We start from the raw sequence: 19,336 nt of genomic DNA on the forward strand, positions 1-19,336 counted from the left end.
CGATCGGCCGTTGGATAGCCGCCGGCGCGCTCTTCCACGGCATGCAGCCCCGGGCGGACGATGGCTCCGGCTGGCGGAATCCGGCTCGCCCTCTCTCAGCGCCCGAGCCTCGCCGGGAGCACCGACGGAGCGGCGCTCGACGCGGCGGAGGCAGCGAAGGAGGCCACGAAGCCTGCCAGGGAGCGGACATCATCCGGCTGGCGCGGGTCCCGGGCGACTGCCGCCGCCTCCCGCTCTAGCCGGAGATTGCAAGCCTTCGAGGGCAGGCCGACATCCGGCGTGCAGGCGTCGTGACGAGCACAGGCCGCGTCGAGCGCGTCGACCGGCGGCAACGGGGCATTGTTACCCGGACCGCAGTAGTTGCCGTGGATCAGGATCTTCGGCCCACCATTGGCGGCGGGCTGGGCCAGAGACGGACCGGCCCACGCGGCGACGAGGAAGACGGGGGCGGCGAGCCCGATGACGGTGCGAGTCAACATGGTGGAGACCCTCCAGCACCGACGCCGCATAGTCTCATCGGCGATGGCGGTGCGATCCATGATTAAGCACCGCACATCACTGCGCGACGTGCTCCGGAACACCACCCCCATTTGGATGACGCCCTACCGCCGCGGCCGACATCGTGCAGGCTCATGGCCGGCGGAAGGCGACGGCGGAGCGAACCTGATGTGCGTCCGCCCGGACGGTGCGCGTCTACGTTGGAGCCGGGGCCGGCGACGCCAGAGGCTTCCCCTTCTGCACCGTGAACGTGACGAGCAGCTTGGTTGCCTCGGATCCGTTCTGCAGCATGTGGGGCGTTTCGGCCGCGGTTACCCAGGACGAACCGGCCCTGAGCATCTGCGCGTCCTTGCCCTTGACGCGCAGTTCCCCGACGCCTCCCACAGTGTAGCCCGCCTCGGTGCCGGGATGCGTGTGCCAATCGAGCACGAAGTTCGGCTCAAGATCGACCACGACTTGAAGAGTCTCGTAACCCTCCATCGGACCATCGGCTCGCGACGAGATGGTCCGCTTTATGCCGCCGGGCCCCTGCGCCGACACGTCGTTGGCCACTACGCCGAGGGCCGCGCAGATCGCGCAGCCGGTGAACATGCGCCTGCTTAGCATGTGCCTCCTCCCATGACATCTGTCGATGAGCCACGGCATCCGGCCCGCGCCAGTTATGTGCGATCACGCCCACCCGTTCTCGTGGAACATTCCGCTCGCAGACACGCAGCCTTCTCAATGAGACCTGATTATACTTATCATCAACTGTATTCGCAATCGAATTTTGTGACAATGCGCGATGAGACCGGCCGACGGGCCGGTGCGGCGGAACGCCGGCTCGGCGACGGCGCGAGCCTGCTGGAAGGCCGCCGACAACAGGCGCGCGCATGCACGGCCGCGCGCTGTGGCAAGCACGTTGCTTCGCTCAGGGATGGCTGTGTTCCACCTCGAATGCTCCGTGTACCGCCGATGCGCGAGCGGACTCTCGGTCGCTTCCGAGCGGATCGACGCATGGACGAACGCGGAAGCGATCAGTCAAGCTGAAGCGCGGTTCGTGGCCCTGCTCGCCGATCGCTCCGGTTCCGCGACGCTCTGGGACGATGCCGGCCAGATCGTCTGGTCGACCAAGCGCTTCATACCTGCAACGCGAGAGGCAACCGCGTCGAACAATCTGTAGCCCTTATCCGTCGCGGGAGATGCGGAGACCGATAGGGGAGGGGGCGACCAGGGAGCGGGGCCGAATCTCGCTCCGTTCCAGTAGAGCGTCGCGCCGCATGCCTCTGCGCCGACCTGTCCGCGTGGGCTGCCGCGAAGGCCCGGCAGCGTCGCGGGACGGCCTCCGACGGTGGGTAGCGGCTTATCGCCGAGGCAGGTCAGAGCGAGGCGCAGGGTCCCGACGTCAAGTTGGTACCTCGCGCTTGCCATGACGCTCCCGTATCCCGAGCTTCGTTGCCCTGGGCGGCCGCCATCGCGAGCCCCGCCACAGTCGAAATTGTGCACTCAGCCCGCCTGCAATGAGGTCGCGCGCGACAATTGGATCCTCTTCAGTCGAAGAACAGGCTGCTCGAGAAAGCGCCACGACAATTCGGCAGCGATAAACGACAGGGCGGTGATCCAGATCAGATAAAATCCGCGCGACAAATACGTGTGAACCTCCGGAATGAATTTCTCACATATCTGTGGCACGAAATAATGATAGACATACAGCCCATAGCTTATCTTGCCCGCATGCCGCAGAGAAGGCATGGCGAGCCAATCCAGAGGCCGGCACGCGACCCCGGACAGACTATGCCTGATCAGCGAAGCCATACATAGACATGTCGCCGAGAAGGCCACCATCTTCCCGCTTATTCCAGCCCAATCCATCAGATGCGCGTAGTGCGCCGCGACGACCAAGGACGCAGGCAGGGCAAATCGGAAATCCAGCGCCGCAGCCAGTCTTCGTTGCAAAGGACCGCCGCTCCGAAGCGCGGTCGCCAGCAGAGCGCCGGAGCACAGCAGATCAGCGCTATTGATAGGCAACATCCATTCGTTAGGTACTCGATACAGACAGAAATGGAGTCGAGATAGTAGACTTGCGATAATAAGCGCGATCAAGATCGCCGGAATACGCCGAACAGGCGCCAACATCGCCACGGGGAACCAGAGCAAATAGAATTGCTCTTCCACAGAGAGCGTCCAGAAATGCCCCGACTCATTAAAATCGGAAGTTGCAAACATATTGATATTTGCGACATAGAAGGCGTTTGCCAGAAGCGTTCGGTGGGACCCTCCGACGCCCAAGGCAAGACAGACAGCTATAGCCAGATAGAAAGGCGGCGCGAGGCGCAGGAACCGGTGCCAGTAAAACTGCACGGCAGCTGGCTTCAAAGTCATTCTCTCGCGAGAGTCGAGGATGATATCAGTTATCAAAAAACCGCTCAGGCAAAAGAACAACCCCGTCCCGAGACCGCCAACAGTGTCAGTCTTGACTAAGTGTTCGTACATGACGGCGATTATCGCCAGCGCACGCAGCCCGTCAAATTTGGGGTGATATACGCGCGCCGCCATCTCCAAACCTTATAAAATGGGCCGGAACATTCCGGCAAAAATATAATCCGGCTCGATCGTATATCGATTCGACGAATACAGAATATAGGCATTTTAAGACGAGAGATGACGCATCAATACGCCTTTCGCATTATGTTTACTGCGGTTGTGTAGCGCTGCGACGCACCCCGATCGCTGCCCGGCCGGCCTTCGCCTCGTCCACGAGGCAGGGAGGGAAGCTTGGTAGGGGCGGAAAGTCGCGAACCTGCGACCGGCCGTTACGAGCGGTCGGCTCGGATCATCGCGCTACCGGCCCACAGATCTAGACCGCCTCCTCCTGCCGACGAGCGCGATCGGCGCCGTATCCAGGAGGCGAGGCACGGGGTCATCGAGGCAGCACCTTCAATTCGCCGGCCATCCACAGGTCCCCAACCATCGTGGACATGCAGGTCGACAAGGCTTGGTAGGAGGGCGTCACCAGCAGGAGTTCCTTCGCGCAGGTGGTCCGGACGCTGTCCGGCGTCTCCGCCCACAAGGCGCGAACGTGATTTTCCGCCTTCGCTTCACTGTCGAGGCATTGCTGCCTGAAGGCCTCGTCATCGACGAGTTCGGCCGTCGTGGCGCAGTAAGCCGCGCCGTTGATCGCCGGCGGTTGCTCGGCCGACCGGGCTGACATCATCGCCAGCACGCTCCCAGCCACGGCATAAGCGACGGCGCTGCGCATTACGATCGCTTCGTCTCCGAGGCCCCCCCGACGAGGCGGCGAAAGGCTACTCACTGTCGTCCGTATCGAGGCTCCGGTCCCGCCGGACCGGCGGCGCTTCCGGGTGCACGCACCGGCGAGAGATCCGGCCCTCCGCCTTCCGAGCGCGCCCGGGGACCCGATCTCCCTCGCGCGTCGATCGGGACTATACCGCGGCCGTCTGGAAGGATCACCTCTGGAACAGGCGGCCGCGGCGGCCAGTTCAGGCGTCACGGCCCGCCACGTCGGCGAGCCGGTCACGACCAGGATACAGCCATGGCTACAGGTACCGTGAAGTGGTTCAACGAGACCAAGGGCTACGGTTTCATCCAGCCCGACGATGGCGGCAAGGACGTGTTCGTCCACATCTCGGCCGTCGAGCGCGCGGGCCTTCGCTCCCTCAACGAGGGTCAGAAGATCTCCTATGACGTCGAGGCGGACCGTCGCAGCGGCAAGGAGAGCGCCGCCAACCTGAAGGCGGGCTGATCACTACGCGACGAGTGGCCTGTGTTGGGGCCGCTCGTCACATATCGGGCTTCGCGCTCGGAGCCGGAGACCGCGTCATCCTCTCGATCTCGCGCTTCGGCCTCCCCGACTTGCGGGCGATCTCCTCTTCCTGCGCGCTGATGAGAGCGCGTGCCGGCTCATCGCCGTCGAGGCCACCCAGGATCTCGGCCGGCACGCGTCGGTTCGAGGCGCGGCTGCCGTCGGCGTAGGTGACGTCGAACAGCACGAACCCCTGCACCTTGGGCAGAGACTTGGTACGCTTAGCCATGGGCGGTGATGCCGGCTTCTCGAACGAGGCGAGCGCTGTCGCGGCCCCTGCTTACTGCAGGCGCGACGTGCGGTCAGGAGCGCGTCTCATAACGCATCCTTCCCGGGCGCTGGAATATCCAGGGCGCCGGCCTTCGGAGAAACGCCTGTGACATCGTGGACGCATATCGACACCGGCATCGTTCCGGGCGGCACACCGCTGCACCTGATGCGGCGGGGCCACGAGTTCTCGATCGTCGCCGACACGATCGAGTTGATGAACAGCACGCGCGGAGCCTCCGAAGAGGCGCTGGCGATCATCGCTTGCGGCCGGGTGCGCGGCCGGGGTGCAGCGCGCGTGCTGGTCGGCGGCCTCGGAATGGGCTTCACCCTTCGCGCGGCCCTGCGCAACCTCGGGCCCGAGGCGAGCGTCACAGTTGCCGAGCTGGTGCCGACGGTCGCGGCTTGGGCGCGTGGACCGCTCGCGGGCGTCTTCGCCGGCTGCCTGGACGACGCGCGCGTCGACCTGCGCGAGGCCGATGTCGACCATCTCATCCGGTGCAGCCCGGCCGCCTGGGACGCGATCCTGCTCGATGTCGACAACGGACCCGAAGGGTTTGTGCGCCCGGAGAACGATCGCCTCTACAACAGCCACGGGTTGGAGTCGGCGCGGCGGGCGCTGCGGCCGGGCGGCGTGCTCGGCGTCTGGTCGGCGGCGCCCGACCGCAAGTTCAAAGCGCGCCTTCAGCGCTCGGGCTTCGTCGTCGAGGAGGTTCGCCCCCACGCCAACGGGCGCAGCGGACCGCGGCACGTGGTGTGGATCGCGACCTCCAGCGGCCCAGCAGCCTGACCGTCGCGTCTCGACAGGGTGATGTCGGCGCACCGGGCGCCGACGGCGTTGCTTCGGCAGCGAGAGCCCGTCACGTGCCCTCTGTCCTGCGCGCCTTCGGCATCTCACACTGCAGGGATCGCGCCGGCCGCTCAGCCGATACGCGCGCAGCCCGACGCCGTCGACGGAGATCATGTTACAATGTTGCATATTCGCGCGGCGGGTGCGATACGCCGTGGATGTCAGATGAGGCCACGCTCTGGGATCTGGTGACCGCCGAGCGTATCGCCATCGAAGACGTCGGCGCCGCCGTCGACGCCTATCTGGCCGGACCGACCACGCAGGATCATTCGATCGGCCCAGACCACCTGCTCGATCTCGCGGCAGCGGTCGCGGCCCACCCCTCCGCGCCCGCGATCGTGGTTGACACCGAGGCCGACGAGCCGTCGCGCCGCATGGCGGTGCGGGCGGCCCTGCTCATGAGCCGCCCCACCACCAGATCGAACCGCGACTGAGGCTGCACGCATCATTGGCGGCCCGCCGAACGGCCGCCGATGTCGAACGCGGCTATTGATCGTCGTCGTCATCGGTGACCTCGACGAGATCACTGGTGTCGTCGTCGTCATCCTCGTCGACGACGAGGTTGTCATCGTCGACTTGCTCGCTGTCGTCCTCGATATCGAGAGCGTCATCGTCTTCGGTGTCGGTATCGGTGTCTTTGTCGGCCTCTTCCGCCGCAACCTCATCCAGCGAGACGAGTTCAGGCCCCTCCGTCTCGTCCTCTTCGTCGCTCGGCGCCTCCTTGCGCGCCGCCACGGGCGCGCTCCCCCTGGAGTACGATGTCGTCGCAGCGATGGGCACGACCTCACCTGAGTAGGGTGAGATCACCGGGCTCTTGCCGAGATCGTAGAACTTCCGCCCGGTCGTCGGGCAGATTCGCTTCGTGCCGAGGTCCGGACGCGCCACCGCAATTCTCCTCGAAGGCCGTAAGACGCTGGATCGCCAGCGGGCATTCTGTGCGTCTACCACAGTCAGCAGATCGCGACCCTGCGTTTTTACGCCGGTCCGAAGCATGTCTGGGCGCGCGCGACGCTTGGCCAAGCGTCGTGGTGGCGCCTGCCGCGATCGAGGCCCCAGGGACGACCGCGCGTCGGGGGACGCGGTCCGGCACGGCGTGGCCGACGGCTCAGCGCGGCTGCTCGCGGCGCCGACACATCCGGTCGCCGCGCAGGCGTTCCTCGACAGGAACGCCCCTGCTCTCGACCCCGTGCGGGAAGGCGCGGGCGAACGGGCGCGCCGCCTCTCCACGGCAGCAGCCGGAATCTGAGCCGCCCGTCCCTGGACCGGGAAGCCCGTGATGACGGCGGTCATCACGGGCTTCCGCCGGCCGCGGTGGCATCGTGCGCGGGCAGCGTCTCCGCCGTCGGGTGCGACTCGGATCCAGGCGAACGGCCCGGCATCCTCGTCCTCCAGGTAGAACGCGGCTTCGCTGCCCCGGCCGTGACGGGGCTCGGCGCCCCCTCCGTCGGTGCAGATCGACTCGGCCGGAACATCGCCGTTCGGACGCCGGTTACGGCTGCTCAACAGGGAGTGAAACCGATGGTCGATGTCGCACGGATACAGGAACATGCCGAGGTCATCGGCTCTGACGGCCAACACGTCGGGACCGTCGATCATGTCGACAAGGGCGAGATCAAGTTGACCAAGAAGGACGCCGCCGCCGGTGGCCTGCACCACTTCATCCCGGTCGATTTCGTGCACGCGATCGAGGGGGGAAAGGTTCTTCTCGATCGGCCGGCGGACGAGGTCATGCGCGAGTGGTCGACGTCCTGAGACGTCCGCGCCGACGGCAGATGTGAACTCAGGACATCGGCCGGGCGGCCGTTGGTGCGATGGTCATGCGGTCCGCCGGAGCGCGATCTGAGCCCTGGCCCATGCTGCTCGGGCCCTCTGGGCGGCGGCCATCTCGGCAAACGCTCGGGCGGCGCCCGTCGCTTCCATGGCCCGCATCCTCTCGGCCAAGATCGCCGCTTTCATCGCCTCGGTCTCGGCCGCGATAGCTTGCGCAACGAATGGGTGGGTCACGGGCATCGGCTTCCTTCGGGCTCGGCCGGCCCGGAGGTCTGCGCGCGGATGGTTAATGAGAGGTTGACCGACCTCGCTGGCGGAGCTGCCTGCAGGACCTGGAACACGGGCCATGGGAACGCCCAGTCAGGTCCTGGCGCGAGACCTGCCGACCGGAAGCCCGCCGCGGCCCTCGGGGGGCCGGTCCTCGTCCTGATCCGCTTCTACTTCCTGCGCGGGCGGTCGATCGCAGCGCCGTACAGAGAAGCCCGCACCGGAAAACCGGGCGGGCTCACCCTGTTCCGCTCTGGCTGTCCGCCATCGCCATCGGCCGCCCACGGTCCGGCACGGTGCCGCAGAGCAGGGGGCCGGTGACGACGCCGCGAGTCGAAGCCTACTTTCCGCTGGGCGCGGCGTAGCTGCCGGTGACCCCATTGCCCCGACTGCTGCCGCCCGCGGCACCGCGTGTCTTGTTCCGGACGAAGCTTGCGCCGGGATGCCGCCGCTGGATCCGCGACATCGAGTGGCGCCGCATGTGATGGTGCCGCATGTGATGGCGCCTCATCCGAACGTTGGTGACCATGTCGGACGGCGACGCGATACTGGTCACGGGACCGGCTGGCACGGCCGAGGCGGGGACAGCCAGGACGCCCAGACCGACGCCGGCGAGCGCAGCAAGAACAAGAATACGCATGGAGTTCCTCCGTGCCTCGGCGCAGATGGATCGCGTCGGCGCATAGGGAAGAGCCGAAGCAGGCATCTGGTTCAACGATCCGACCGGGGAGCGGGCGTCCGCGCCAGGCGCATCGGGTGCTCCGCCCCCGGGACGCCGAACGTGCTCGCGTGCGTTCATGCCCGAGAGCCGGGGACAGGACCGTCCGGCCCGCGTTCCGCCGACGAGGCCGCAGGCGGCCACGCGCCGAGCCGTCGCCGGCGCGTCTCGCCACTGCCGCCGCCCTTCGGAACGCGGCAGGTGTTTCCACCGCAGGCCGGTGCGCAGAACCGGGATGATGCCCGCCAGCGCCGCCCGATCTGCGGCGCGCGGTCACCCGCCTTCCGGCTTCTCCGGCCCGGGTGGCAGAAGCAATGCGGTCACCGCTCAGAGGTCGTCGGGTCCGAGAGCGTCCGGGCCGGTCGTCGAGGCGCCCCCTCCCGCGCCCGGCGGAGGTGACGTCTCGTTGACCCTTTCCGTGGCACCAGCGCACGCCCGCTGGTCGTCTTCTGCGGCCCGCGGCTCAACCACAGGAGGTCTGACCATGACGCACCTGAAGATGCTCGCCGCCACAGCCGCTCTCGTTGGCGGTCTCGGCCTCGCATCCGCAGCCAGCGCTGCACCTCTTGCGCCGATCGGTGCCGGAACCCTCGCGGGCACTGCCCACGTCACCACCGTAGCTATGGGCTGCGGTCCCGGCTTCGCTCGCGGCCCCCTCGGTCGATGCCGCCCGATCGCTCGTGGCTTCCGGCCCGGTCCGCCTTGCTTCGTGCGCCGGACGCCGGTCGGCCCGCGGCGCATCTGCCGCTAAAGAGCACTGCCACGCCGGGGCCCCCGTCCCGGCGTGCTTCGGGCCGGGCAGGGACGCTCATTGCCTGCGACGCCCGCGACGACGCCGCGACGCGCGGCCTGAACTGTCGCACCCGGCGATTGCATTTTGAATGCGCAGGACTGAGGTTCCACGCGCGCAGCGCCTCAGCGAAGGGCGAGCGTGGAGGAGAATGGCTCATGAGCACCCGGCGCGACTTCCTCAACCTCACAGTGGCCGCCACCGCGGCGGGCGCGCTGGCGTCGTCCGCGTCGGCTCAGGCGCCCGCTTCGGCTCCCGGGCACCCGATCCCGCCGGCGGGCGGCGACGCCCTGCGCCTCGTGACCTTCATGCCCGATGCGGGTGCCACCCCGCGCCTCGGCGTCGTGCGCTCTGACGGGCGTGTCGTCGACCTGTCCCGCGCCGGACTGTCGGGCTTCGATCCGGCCCAGATGGTCTCCCTGATCGAGGCCGGCCCCGCGGCACTCGACGCGATCCGCAGGGCCGCAGCTTCGGGCGATGGCCCACAGGTGGAGACCGTGCGCCTCCTGGCGCCGATCCCGGCGCCGACGCGCAACATCTACGCGGTCGGCTGGAATTACCTGGAGCACTTCGCGGAGGGCCAAGCGGTCCGCGGCACCAACATGGAGTACCCGGCGCATCCGGTGTTCTTCACCAAGGGCGTCAACACCGTGAACGGGCCCTACGACCCGATCCCGTTCGATCCGGAGGTCTCGACCGCGATCGATTGGGAGGTGGAACTCGCTGTCATCATCGGGACGGCGGGGCGGAACATCAAAGAGGCCGACGCCATGAGGCATGTGTTCGGCTACAGCGTCATCAACGACACCACCGCGCGCGACATGCAGATCAAGCTGCATGGTGGGCAGTGGTTCAAGGGCAAGAGCCTCGACAAGTACGGGCCGATCGGTCCGTGGATCGTTCCCGCCGCAGACCTCGACCCGTCCGACTTGCACCTTCTGACCCGGGTCAACGGCGTGGTGAAGCAGGACGCCTCGACGAAGCAGATGTACTTCAAGGTGGCCCGCATCATCGCCGAGCTCTCACACGGCCTCACCCTGGTCCCGGGCGATATCATCGCCACCGGTACACCGCCCGGCATCGGCAACGCGCGCAAGCCTCCGGAATTCCTCAAGCCCGGCGACGTGATGGAAACGGAGATCGTCGGGCTCGGAACGCTGCGGAACGTGATCCAAGCCGTACCGGCCTGAGGACGGCCGTTCCCTGTCACGTCACGGCACCGGTCGAGCGCGGTGAGTCGGTCCTGGCCCGCGCGCAGCCTCGCCCTCGCAGCTCGCCGGAGGTCCGGTGCGAGCTGCGAGCCATGCCGACGGCCTGGCCCGCCCCAGGGCGGGATCTGACCACCAATTCGGGGACCGTCCGGCGAGTCGCCCTATGGCCGGACCTGGAGAGCCGCGGTCCGGGCCGGACTCGCGGGAACCGGCAGTTCTGCCGAGCCTCAGCCGCCGTGCGGCGCATGCCCCCGGCGGGAGCGTCTCATCTGCGGCGCTGGATCTCGTTCTGCAGCGAGACACCAGCATTGCCTTTACCGCCGAAGGTGACCCCGTTCGACGTGACAACCAGGCGGAAGGTGCCTTTCCCAGTCGGATTGGCTCGGCTGTCGTTCTGGCCGACGACCGTGCCGGTGTAGGCGATCGCGCCCGGCGCGAAGCGCACGTTGCGCGGCGAACTTCCCACGGTGTTGTCGGCCCGGCCGACTGGCAGCCACCGGTCGCCCTCCTTTCTGAACACGATGGCCATCTGGTCCATGCCGTTCCCGGTCGCATCATATTGATAAACGACGAACGCCACCGCCATCTCGGACAGGCTGTCGGGCTTGCCGTAGAAGACCTTCGTGCCTTGGTTGAGCGCGGCAATGCTGCACCGCCCCTCTCCCGACGGCTTGTAACACGGGATCCCGGTCCCTCGCATGTAAGCGGCGATCGCCTGACCGGCGGGGCCCGACGGAGCCGCGATCGCCGGAGCGGTCGATACGGCCGCGAGGAAAGTCACGACGAACGATGTTCTGACCATTTTCGCTCACGACAACTCGCACGAACACATTCCAACATCACAGAGATCGGCAATCCGATACAGCACGACGCGAAGTCAGCGTAATCATCCCCTTAAGACACGCCCATTGTGCTTCCGACGTCCTCGTGCTGCCGGACGCGCATGCTGCGGCGAACATCAAACCTTCCTGAAACATGATTCGATCGAGCGCACGACCGGTGCAATTTTATCGGACGGATACATTCAACATGCGCGAAGACGGGACATCCTGTTCGCATGAAGCGCAGCGCAGCCTTTCTCCTCGGCACATGTGGCCTCACAGCCAGCGCGAGTGCCGCGGAGTTGACGCTCGCGGTGGCCACGCGGACGCCGGCCGCGACGGTGAGAAGCTCATCGGGACTTGGAACGCGTGACGCACGCGCGACTGGCGAATTCACTGCGGCGTCGAAGCGGGAGCACTGCGGCGGCTTCTTCACGGCCGCCGCGGATATCGAAGCCTGCGTCGCAGATTGGGATGCGACCCTTCCGAAGGTGGTCGCAGCCAGCGCCGACTGCTCTGCAGGTGTTGTATTCTTCGCCGGCGGCGGACGTTACGAGTATATCGGCGTCTGGCCGGACACCACTGACGGCAAACCCATCACGAAATGGCGGTCGGAGGACAGACGGGTCGTCGAATTGGGGATGGCGAGCGAAGCCTACCCGCTCGATCAGAACTGGAGAACCCTCTGCCCCGGCGCGGCGCCGCAGACCGTCAGGCCCATTCCGCCAACAGTCCAGCCCGGCGCCGCGGCCGCGATGCGGCGCCCGCCACCGATCGCACCCGGGGAAGTCAGCGGAAGACCCTGGATGCACAACGGCAGCGAAGTTGTTCAGGTCGACGATACGCTCATCTACAATCGCCCGAAAGCGTCGATCCGCTCGGCGGTTCAGCCCGGCACTGTGCTGTTCAAAGGCAATCTTTCACCCGGCCGAGTTCGAGGAATCGCTTTCGCCTTCAAGGATGGCTGCCCACCTGCGCCGTATCCGGTGAACGGGCACTTCTCTGACCACCTGTACACCCTGACCCTCCGGGGGGCGGGTCCCGTTCGTCGAGGATGTGACGTTGTCGGTTACTCCGCGAGCAGTCCGCACGCGGTCCTGAGATTCTCCTACGTCCTCGACGATTAGCCAACGTTCAGTGCTCGCTGCATAGACAGTCGCCGCGCTGAAACAGGGAGCCGTGCTGCTTCGGAACTCGGCGCCGCATGCTCATGACCGGTGGGGTGGGAGCTCTTGCTGGCGATCAGAGGCTCGGCAAGCCCCTCCGGAACGTCCGTGAAGGGTGGACATTGGCCCGACCGCTTTTGGGATGAGGCATGTCGGTCGCTGCCATCGTAGGGCGATGGCCGGCAGCTTTCGGGGCGCTCAGGATCCTCTGTCCCATACGCTCAGAAGCGGCCCCGGCGGCGCCAACGGACCCGAGATTCGTCAAACGCCTCGCCGACCGGCCTGGAATGCCACGGCCCTTTTCAGACCGGAGCGGACGACGAGGGCGTGCCCGGGCCTGATGAGCGCGAGATAGGCACGGCCGAGCTGGTTGCGGCAGCGCACGACCGTGGTGGCGACGAGCTCCTCCTGTCCGTCCGGCCGTCGGCTGAGAAGAAGCGACAGGCGAAAATCGAGATGGCGGTCGTCCTCGCCCAGGACGATCTCTCGCTCGGACCGTGAGCGTACTGGGAAGAAGTCGACCCGGTCCCGGCTGTCGGCCTTCAGGCGGGCCCTGATCTCCCCCGACGTCTGAACGCCGAAGAGGCGCACCGCCGCGTCACGCAGCGCCATGGCTGCCGTGACCCAGGGGGGCGGGTCTGAGAGTGCGGCTTGAGCCAGCCTGGACAGGTCATGCGGTCCGGGCCCGGGCAGCGTCACCGCGAAGGCATCGACGAGATCTGCGCCAGGATACCAAGAGGCCACCGCGCAATCGGCCGGCGGCGTCATGGTTCGGATCTGGGACGATCGCTCAGCCATGCTCACAGCTCCGGATTCCGGCTTCGAGGCGGCAGAGTCTATACCCGCCGCTTGCTGGAAGAGGGCTCTCATCCCAGAGTTGCCAAGCGTGACTCGAGGCCCTTCGCGGGCTGAACAACGCCCAAAGCACGGTCCGCTTTCGGGAAGCGCGCCTTTGCAGGCGTGCGACGAGTCTGGGCCGGAAGCGGGAGAACCGCGCGCCGTGGCTTTCGGCCGGTCCGCTTCGGGGAGGCAAACCTGCCGGAGCGGACAGACCGAAACCAACCTGGCGAGGCTAGATCTGGCGCATCCCGCCATCGACGCAGAGTTCGGCCCCCGCGACGAAGCTGGCCTCGTCGCTCAGGAGGAACAGGGTGGCCGCAGCCACTTCCTCCGGGCGCGCCATGCGTCCGAGCGGGATCGGCGCGATCAGCGCGGCCCGCCCCGCCTCCGGCACGCTCGCCATCATGGCGGTGTCGGTCGGGCCCGGGGCGACCACGTTCACGCGGATGCCCTGTGGGGCCAGTTCCGCTGTCCAGGTGCGCGCGTAGGAACGCAGGGCCGCTTTCGTGGCGGCGTAGGTTCCGTAGGGCGTCACCCCCATGACGTCGGCGATCGAGCCGACCAGCACGACTGCCCCGCCCCGCCCCATCGCGCCGAGCGCCGCCTGCAACCCGAAGACAGCCCCACGGACGTTGACCGCGAAGTGCCGGTCGAAATGCTCCGGCGTCCCGTCGCGCAGGGTCGCCGGTTCCGAGAGGCCCGCGTTGAGGACCAGCGCGTCGATCCGGCCATGCGTCTCCCGCACCGTGGCGACGACGCGGTGCAGATCCGCCTGTCGGGCTGCATCGGCCACGAGACCCCGCGCACCGCGGCCGATCCGCGCGGCGGCTGCCTCGACCTCGTCGGCGCGCCGTCCGGTGAGGATGACCGACGCGCCCTCGATCGCCAGCCGCTCGGCGACCGCGAGGCCGATGCCCTTCGCCCCGCCGACCACGAGGGCAACCTTGTCCACCATGCGAGCCATCAGCGCATCCCTCCATCCGCGATGGCTCAGCAGATACAGATCGTATATCTGCTATCAAGAACGCACCTAGAGTAGCCTAGATATGGCCGACGATACCGATCTCGAGGCCGCGGCCGCGTGCGCGCTCGCCAACATGGCGCGGGTCCGCCCGGTGCTGGACAAGATCGCCGACAAGTGGACGATCCTGATCCTCACGGTGCTCTGCCCGCGGCCGTCACGGTTCAACGCCATCAAGCGGCGGCTGGATGGCATCACGCACAAGGCGCTGGCGGACGCGCTGAAGCGGCTGGAGCGCAACGGACTGGTGACCCGGACGGTGCTGCCGACCGCCCCCATCGGCGTCGAGTATGCGATCACCCCGCTCGGCCATTCGCTGCGCCAGCCCTTCGAGGCGCTCTGCGCGTGGGCCCTGGACCATGGTGCAGAGATCGAGGCGGCCAACCAGGACCACGACAGCAGCAAGACGAGGCCGTGAGCGCGCGGCCGCTTTCGACCCGTCAGATGCTGAACCGCTGTGTCCCACGCCCGTGGACCCAGCGCATGAGGTCCATCCGTCGGATTTGGACCACCAGCGGGATGCCGTTCGTCCCGTCGAGGGCAGTGCGGCGACGTTCCTCGGCCGTTCCGACGACGCGCGATGAGCGACCGCTCTCCGCGTTGGGGCGAACCGCGAACCTGTCGGAATGCAGGCTGATCCATCGCGCCGCTGCGTAGCCCTCCCAGCGGCAGGCCGGAGGTTCGAGCCCTACCGGGGTCGCCTCGCCGTCCCGCGTGGCCCTGGCGTCCGGCCCCCCGCCTACGGCACGGCCGGCGAGGCGGGTGGCGCCGCCGCCTCCCGCCGGTCCGACAGGCTCCGCTTCCAGCGCGCGCGCAGGACGGCGGGCCGGAGGCCGTGCCGCTCCTCCAGGAACTCCGCCTCCGTGATCCGGTCCGTGCGGAAGTGCCGGAATTCCCCGCGCAGCTCGCACCAGCCCGCCACCATCCGGGCCTGATCGAAGAACCCGACGATCACCGGCCAGATGACGCGCTGGCTCGGATCCCCGCGGACGTCGCGGTAGCGGATGCGGATCTTGCGGCCCTCGCGGATCCAGGCCCGCGCGCGGGCGACGTCGATCCCGTCCGCGGCCTGCGCGAAGGCCGAGGGCGTGCCGATCGACGGATCGGCGATGAACGGGCGCAGGCGCTCGGGCACCACGGCGGTGATCTTGGCGATGAGGTCGCGCGCCGCCTTGGCCAGGACCGGCTCGCCCCGGCCCGCGACCCACTGCGCGCCGAGGACGGCCGCCTCGATCTCGTCGGGCGTCAGCATCAGCGGCGGCATGTCGAACGCCGCGCCGAGCACGTAGCCGAGCCCGGCCTCGCCCTGGATCGGCACGCGCTGGCCGACGAGGTCGGCGACGTCGCGGTAGACCGTGCGGACCGAGACCTCCAGCTCCCGGGCGATCGCGGCGGCCGTCACCGGGCGCGGCGAGCGGCGCAGGATCTGGATGATCTGAAACAGCCTGTCCGCGCGCCGCATCCACCGCCCCCTGCTGACAGGATGCTGTCAGCAGGGCGTCCCTACAAGTCCTCCCGCCACGGCCCTCCCGCGCGCCGTGCCGACAGGAACCGCGCCATGATCACCCTGTACCACGCCCCGCAATCGCGCTCCTCGCGCATCGTCTGGCTCTTGGAGGAGATGGGGGTGCCCTACACCATCGCGCCGGTCTCGATCTTCCGGCCGATGACGGGCGAGGGCGTGCCGGACGCCGCCAACCCGCATCCCGACAAGCGCGTCCCGGCGATCCTGCACGCGGGCGGTCTGGTCACCGAGTCCCAGGCCATCGTGCTCTACCTGGCGGAGACGTTCCCCGAAGCCGGGCTGGCGCCGGCGGCGGGCGCCCCCGAGCGCGGCGCGTACCTGACGTGGCTGGCCTGGTACGTCGCCGAGTTCGAGCCCGCGCTGTTCGCCGGCCTGACGGGTGAGCTCGCGGGATCGCCGCAGAAGCGCCGGAACCACGCGGCGGTGGTCGACCGCCTGGAAACCGCCCTGGCGCGCGGTCCCTACGTGATGGGCGCGCGGTTCTCCGGCGCCGACATCCTGATCGGCAGCGCCCTGGGCTTCGGCCGCGCGGCCTTCCCGGCGAGCGCGGCCCTCGATGCCTATCTGGACCGCTGCCGGTCCCGCCCGGCCGCCCTGCGCGCCGCGGCGAAGGACGGCGCGGCGGGGCCGCAAGCCGCCTAGCGCCGACGGCGCGCCGCTCCCGCGTTCCGGGTGGTCGGGAACGGCCCGGGCGCGGCGGATCCGAGCGGCTCCGGCGACCGCAGGTGTTCCGGGACACGCCGGGGCCGAAAGCTTGAGCATACATCGGGATCACACCGCGAACAGGGTCGCAGCCCGGTCGCGAACCCGATGGAGACGACCATGACCTGGACCAACCGCATCGCCCTGGCCGCGACCCTGATCGCCGGCGCCGTCGCCCTCGCGACCTACGCGCAGGCCCTCAGCCTGCCGGCGCATTTCGCGTGAGCGAGACGGGCCCTGCGGCCGTCTCGCTCACCGTGGCAGCCTGAACCGGCGCCGAACGGTTCCGCGGTGCAGCGTGACTCTTCGCACCGCACGCGCGGGGCCGATCCGGCATCGTCATTGCAGACGAACCGACCGGGTCCGGCTGAGGACCCGCCGCTTGATGAAAGGAGTGCACGACATGGTCCTGAAGGGCTTCTCCTACGCGATGATCGGCGCCTTCCTGGGCGGCCTCGCGATGACGGTGACCGGCTCGGCCGGGGTGCTGATGGGCTTCTGAGCCGCGCGGTGCGCCGGCTCGGGTCCGCCCGAGCGCCGGACCGCCCGAACGGACGACGTGAGCGGCGGGGCGGGAGCCCCGCCGTTCTCGTGTGCGGGGATCGGACAGCGCGGCGGAGCCGCCGGCCCCGACCGCCCCGCCTCGGTCAGGCCGCCTCGGTCAGGCCGCCTCCTTGCGGGTGACGACGAGCGCCCAGATCGTCGCCGGGATCCATCCGATGATCGTCAGGTGGAGGATGATGCAGAGGATGCCCTGGAGCACCTTTCCGCGCAGGAACATGGCGAGCCACGGCGCGAGAAAGCAGATGAGGATCATGATCATGGGGCGACGGGTCTCCGCGTTCGTGACCGAACACGGATCGCGGCGGCTGGTTCCGGACGGTCGAGCTTCCGCCGCGGCCACGCCTAGGCGCCGGACCGCGCGTTCAGGTATGCCCTGAGACGCGAGGCCCGGCCGGAGCCGTCGATGCACTCGATCCCGCCGCCGGTGTTGAGCGTGTGGAGGCAGCTGCCGGGCCAGGCCGGGCCGGGCTCGATCCGGCCGAGGATGGTCTGGGCGAAGCCCTCCGGGTCGAGCCGGTCGATGCGCGCCAGCGACAGGGCGCGGCCGTAGCCGTGGGCGCAATCCTGGACCGGCCGGATCAGGGTCCCGTCGCGCGCGACGATCCGGCCCGCGGGCCGGGCGAAGGACGGGTCGACCAGCACGGGGTTGGCCGGATGCGGCGCGTACGGCCCGCGGAAGTCCGGCGCGGACCAGAGATACAGCGCGTCGTGGTGGCAGCCCGAGCCGGGCGGGGCGCCGACGGGCGCGTCCCGGACGGTGGCGAACATCCACCAGCGACCGCCGTGCTCGAGGAGCGTCGCGTCGCTGGCGACCACGCCGGAGAGGAGCGTCGCCTCCTTCACCCAGCCACCCGGATAGCGGGTCGCCCGGTAGAGATCGACCGTGCCGGCCGCGGAACTCTCCGGCACCATCCAGACGGAGCCGGCGCGCGCGAACACGAACGGGTAGGAGAGGTGGTGCGGCTCCTCCAGAACCGGGACGGGCGGCCCCTCGGGCCCGGCCGGACCGAAGCGGACCGCCGAGATGATCGCCTTGCCGGTCGCGTGCGGAAACTCCTCCACGAAGACGTGGGTCGTCCCGTCGACCGCGAGGGGGAACGGGTCGGCGTAGAAGCGCCGCCCGTCGTCGGGCAGCACCTGCCAGCCCTCCGCGGGATGGCGGCCCAGCGCGACGAGGTCCGGCCCGCGGAGGGTCCGCCACCCGGTGCGCCAGTGCGGGGCGTGGTAGCACAGCCTGTACAGGCGGCCGACGAGGCCCCGGGCGACGAGCCGCGCCGGCCGGGACGCCGGGATCCGCGCCTGTCTGGCGGGCGCGGCCGCGGCGGGCGTCGCCGCGCCGGCGCGGCCATCCGACCGGGCCCGCAGGGCGGCGGCGACGACCGTCGCCGTGCGCGACAGGGCGTCCTCGAACGAGAGGGCGACGGAGCCCCGGTAGTCCGAGCCGAGGCGGCCCGCGGCGACGACGGTGCCGCCTTCGAGGAGGTCGAGCTGCGGGACGCGGCCGGCGAGCAGGCTGGCGAGCAGGCCGGCCTCGCCGAGGCCGCCGTCGTAGGCCACGCGCCAGACCGGGCAGGGGGCGACCGCGTCGCCGCACAGGTCGAGCACGAGGTCCGGGGTCGCGGCACGGATCCAGGCCGCGAGATCCGCCGGCGGCACGGGCGCCGACCCGTTCGGCGCCAGCCGGAAGATCAGGGCCTCCAGCCGGAACAGCAGGTCGGCCTGTGCCGGCCACCGGTCCGGACCGGGCGCGGCGTCGACGCTCACGGCCGCGATGCCCGGCAGGCCGGACAGCCGGTCCAGCAGCGCGACGTGCCAGCGCCGCGGGTTCGCGCCGTCGAGGCGAACTCTCACATGCATGGCGCCCGGGTCCCATCGCACGGTCGCCGAGACGACGACTGTCGAGTCCATCTATTTTCCCGGTGGTAACAGGAGTCATAACCTCGGATCGAGACTCGCGATACGCGCGCAACACGCGTCCTGAGCGGGTTCCGCGCGGCGAGAACCGGTCTCGCGGCCGCGGGGGGGCGCCCGCACCTTGCCGGGCCGCGCGGGCCGGCGTCGGCATCGATCGGCATCGCCGCCGGGCCTTTCGGCGGGCTCACGGCGCCCTGGTGTGGCACACCCGTCACAGCCGGCGCCGACCGTACTTCTCGATGCAACCAAAACGACGCCGCGTTGTTATCGCGCTCGCTCGCGTACTGCGCGCTGTATTTCCGCGCCCTGCCGCGTCTTGAAAGACGCATTACTCTGGCATCTCGGGCCTTCGACCGGCAGTGTGACCTCAAAACTACAGCCATTTTCCCCGCTGATCGGTAGCCACACCGCCAGATCACACATTCGGGGAACCGACATGACCAAGCTCCTGGCCTCGCTGGCCGCCTTCACGGCCCTCACCGCCGCCGCCTCGGCCGCCGACCTGCCGCGCCGCGCGGCCCCGCCGCCGGTGTTCACCCCCGTCCCGGTCTTCACCTGGACCGGCGCCTACTTCGGTATCAACGCCGGCTACGCCTTCGACGCCAGCGAC

General features: G+C 68.8%; 22 protein-coding genes and 2 pseudogenes. 11 read left to right on the forward strand and 13 right to left on the reverse strand.

Features of this window, described 5'->3' with window-relative positions; genetic code table 11:
• Positions 1 to 95 precede the first annotated feature (95 nt).
• The gene (locus ACLBXO_RS20700; protein ID WP_447686527.1) at positions 96 to 479 is read right to left on the reverse strand and encodes a hypothetical protein; all 384 of its coding nucleotides are present in this window, start codon (positions 477 to 479) and stop codon (positions 96 to 98) included.
• A 214-nt stretch (positions 480 to 693) separates the two neighbouring features.
• Positions 694 to 1,104: a cupin domain-containing protein gene (locus tag ACLBXO_RS20705; protein ID WP_447686528.1), complete on the reverse strand. Its 411-nt coding sequence runs from the start codon at positions 1,102 to 1,104 to the stop codon at positions 694 to 696.
• Between the two features lie 316 nt (positions 1,105 to 1,420).
• Here ACLBXO_RS20705 and ACLBXO_RS20710 point away from each other — a divergent pair, with 316 nt between their 5' ends.
• A complete protein-coding gene (locus tag ACLBXO_RS20710) occupies positions 1,421 to 1,660 on the forward strand; it encodes a hypothetical protein (protein ID WP_331315875.1) in 240 nt (79 codons plus the stop codon).
• 323 nt (positions 1,661 to 1,983) lie between these two features.
• Here the strand turns inward: ACLBXO_RS20710 and ACLBXO_RS20715 are convergent, their stop codons facing one another.
• The gene (locus ACLBXO_RS20715; protein ID WP_447686529.1) at positions 1,984 to 3,033 is read right to left on the reverse strand and encodes an acyltransferase family protein; all 1,050 of its coding nucleotides are present in this window, start codon (positions 3,031 to 3,033) and stop codon (positions 1,984 to 1,986) included.
• 364 nt (positions 3,034 to 3,397) lie between these two features.
• The gene (locus tag ACLBXO_RS20720; protein ID WP_331315873.1) at positions 3,398 to 3,736 is read right to left on the reverse strand and encodes a hypothetical protein; all 339 of its coding nucleotides are present in this window, start codon (positions 3,734 to 3,736) and stop codon (positions 3,398 to 3,400) included.
• Positions 3,737 to 4,030: 294 nt separating this feature from the next.
• On the opposite strand from ACLBXO_RS20720, the gene ACLBXO_RS20725 reads away from it, so the two are divergent.
• Positions 4,031 to 4,240: a cold-shock protein gene (locus tag ACLBXO_RS20725; RefSeq protein ID WP_020094851.1), complete on the forward strand. Its 210-nt coding sequence runs from the start codon at positions 4,031 to 4,033 to the stop codon at positions 4,238 to 4,240.
• Positions 4,241 to 4,277: 37 nt separating this feature from the next.
• Here the strand turns inward: ACLBXO_RS20725 and ACLBXO_RS20730 are convergent, their stop codons facing one another.
• Positions 4,278 to 4,529 (reverse strand): hypothetical protein, encoded by a 252-nt coding sequence (locus tag ACLBXO_RS20730; RefSeq protein WP_331315872.1) that lies wholly within the window; start codon positions 4,527 to 4,529, stop codon positions 4,278 to 4,280.
• 207 nt (positions 4,530 to 4,736) lie between these two features.
• On the opposite strand from ACLBXO_RS20730, the gene ACLBXO_RS20735 reads away from it, so the two are divergent.
• Both ACLBXO_RS20735 and ACLBXO_RS20740 read left to right on the forward strand, forming a co-directional pair.
• Positions 4,737 to 5,357: a hypothetical protein gene (locus tag ACLBXO_RS20735; protein WP_447686536.1), complete on the forward strand. Its 621-nt coding sequence runs from the start codon at positions 4,737 to 4,739 to the stop codon at positions 5,355 to 5,357.
• A 218-nt stretch (positions 5,358 to 5,575) separates the two neighbouring features.
• Positions 5,576 to 5,851 (forward strand): hypothetical protein, encoded by a 276-nt coding sequence (locus ACLBXO_RS20740; protein WP_331315870.1) that lies wholly within the window; start codon positions 5,576 to 5,578, stop codon positions 5,849 to 5,851.
• Positions 5,852 to 5,903: 52 nt separating this feature from the next.
• Here the strand turns inward: ACLBXO_RS20740 and ACLBXO_RS20745 are convergent, their stop codons facing one another.
• On the reverse strand, positions 5,904 to 6,302 hold the full coding sequence (locus tag ACLBXO_RS20745; protein WP_331315869.1) for a TIGR02300 family protein: 399 nt from the start codon (positions 6,300 to 6,302) through the stop codon (positions 5,904 to 5,906).
• A gap of 633 nt (positions 6,303 to 6,935) precedes the next feature.
• Here ACLBXO_RS20745 and ACLBXO_RS20750 point away from each other — a divergent pair.
• Positions 6,936 to 7,169, forward strand: a complete 234-nt coding sequence (locus ACLBXO_RS20750; RefSeq protein ID WP_331315868.1) for a DUF2171 domain-containing protein — start codon at positions 6,936 to 6,938, stop codon at positions 7,167 to 7,169.
• Between the two features lie 1,134 nt (positions 7,170 to 8,303).
• Here the strand turns inward: ACLBXO_RS20750 and ACLBXO_RS20755 are convergent.
• Positions 8,304 to 8,496: pseudogene (locus ACLBXO_RS20755) on the reverse strand (transposase); the annotation flags it as partial.
• A gap of 160 nt (positions 8,497 to 8,656) precedes the next feature.
• On the opposite strand from ACLBXO_RS20755, the gene ACLBXO_RS20760 reads away from it, so the two are divergent.
• Entirely contained in the window at positions 8,657 to 8,923 is a 267-nt protein-coding gene (locus ACLBXO_RS20760; RefSeq protein WP_447686530.1) for a GCG_CRPN prefix-to-repeats domain-containing protein, read from the forward strand.
• 197 nt (positions 8,924 to 9,120) lie between these two features.
• The gene (locus tag ACLBXO_RS20765; protein WP_331315866.1) at positions 9,121 to 10,152 is read left to right on the forward strand and encodes a fumarylacetoacetate hydrolase family protein; all 1,032 of its coding nucleotides are present in this window, start codon (positions 9,121 to 9,123) and stop codon (positions 10,150 to 10,152) included.
• Between the two features lie 286 nt (positions 10,153 to 10,438).
• Here the strand turns inward: ACLBXO_RS20765 and ACLBXO_RS20770 are convergent, their stop codons facing one another.
• Positions 10,439 to 10,975: a hypothetical protein gene (locus ACLBXO_RS20770; protein WP_447686531.1), complete on the reverse strand. Its 537-nt coding sequence runs from the start codon at positions 10,973 to 10,975 to the stop codon at positions 10,439 to 10,441.
• Between the two features lie 255 nt (positions 10,976 to 11,230).
• Here ACLBXO_RS20770 and ACLBXO_RS20775 point away from each other — a divergent pair, with 255 nt between their 5' ends.
• Positions 11,231 to 12,121, forward strand: coding sequence for a hypothetical protein (locus ACLBXO_RS20775; protein ID WP_331315864.1), 891 nt, complete (start codon positions 11,231 to 11,233; stop codon positions 12,119 to 12,121).
• 300 nt (positions 12,122 to 12,421) lie between these two features.
• Here the strand turns inward: ACLBXO_RS20775 and ACLBXO_RS20780 are convergent, their stop codons facing one another.
• The gene (locus tag ACLBXO_RS20780) at positions 12,422 to 12,958 is read right to left on the reverse strand and encodes a DUF2867 domain-containing protein (protein ID WP_447686532.1); all 537 of its coding nucleotides are present in this window, start codon (positions 12,956 to 12,958) and stop codon (positions 12,422 to 12,424) included.
• 274 nt (positions 12,959 to 13,232) lie between these two features.
• Positions 13,233 to 13,964 (reverse strand): SDR family NAD(P)-dependent oxidoreductase, encoded by a 732-nt coding sequence (locus ACLBXO_RS20785; protein ID WP_331315862.1) that lies wholly within the window; start codon positions 13,962 to 13,964, stop codon positions 13,233 to 13,235.
• Positions 13,965 to 14,046: 82 nt separating this feature from the next.
• Between ACLBXO_RS20785 and ACLBXO_RS20790 the strand changes: the two genes are divergently transcribed.
• Positions 14,047 to 14,439 (forward strand): winged helix-turn-helix transcriptional regulator, encoded by a 393-nt coding sequence (locus tag ACLBXO_RS20790; RefSeq protein ID WP_331315861.1) that lies wholly within the window; start codon positions 14,047 to 14,049, stop codon positions 14,437 to 14,439.
• A gap of 321 nt (positions 14,440 to 14,760) precedes the next feature.
• Here the strand turns inward: ACLBXO_RS20790 and ACLBXO_RS20795 are convergent, their stop codons facing one another.
• Positions 14,761 to 15,483: a helix-turn-helix transcriptional regulator gene (locus ACLBXO_RS20795; protein ID WP_331315860.1), complete on the reverse strand. Its 723-nt coding sequence runs from the start codon at positions 15,481 to 15,483 to the stop codon at positions 14,761 to 14,763.
• Positions 15,484 to 15,579: 96 nt separating this feature from the next.
• On the opposite strand from ACLBXO_RS20795, the gene ACLBXO_RS20800 reads away from it, so the two are divergent.
• Positions 15,580 to 16,188: a glutathione S-transferase family protein gene (locus ACLBXO_RS20800; RefSeq protein WP_331315859.1), complete on the forward strand. Its 609-nt coding sequence runs from the start codon at positions 15,580 to 15,582 to the stop codon at positions 16,186 to 16,188.
• Between the two features lie 721 nt (positions 16,189 to 16,909).
• Here ACLBXO_RS20800 and ACLBXO_RS20805 read toward each other — a convergent pair.
• Positions 16,910 to 17,071 carry a YqaE/Pmp3 family membrane protein gene (locus tag ACLBXO_RS20805; protein ID WP_331315858.1) on the reverse strand — a complete coding sequence of 54 codons (162 nt, stop codon included), beginning with the start codon at positions 17,069 to 17,071 and terminating at the stop codon, positions 16,910 to 16,912.
• Positions 17,072 to 17,154: 83 nt separating this feature from the next.
• On the reverse strand, positions 17,155 to 18,669 hold the full coding sequence (locus ACLBXO_RS20810) for a glucosamine inositolphosphorylceramide transferase family protein (protein ID WP_447686533.1): 1,515 nt from the start codon (positions 18,667 to 18,669) through the stop codon (positions 17,155 to 17,157).
• Positions 18,670 to 19,162: 493 nt separating this feature from the next.
• Here ACLBXO_RS20810 and ACLBXO_RS20815 point away from each other — a divergent pair.
• Positions 19,163 to 19,336 (forward strand): annotated as a pseudogene (locus ACLBXO_RS20815) (porin family protein); the annotation flags it as partial.

Source organism: Methylobacterium sp. C33D (genome assembly GCF_053345825.1).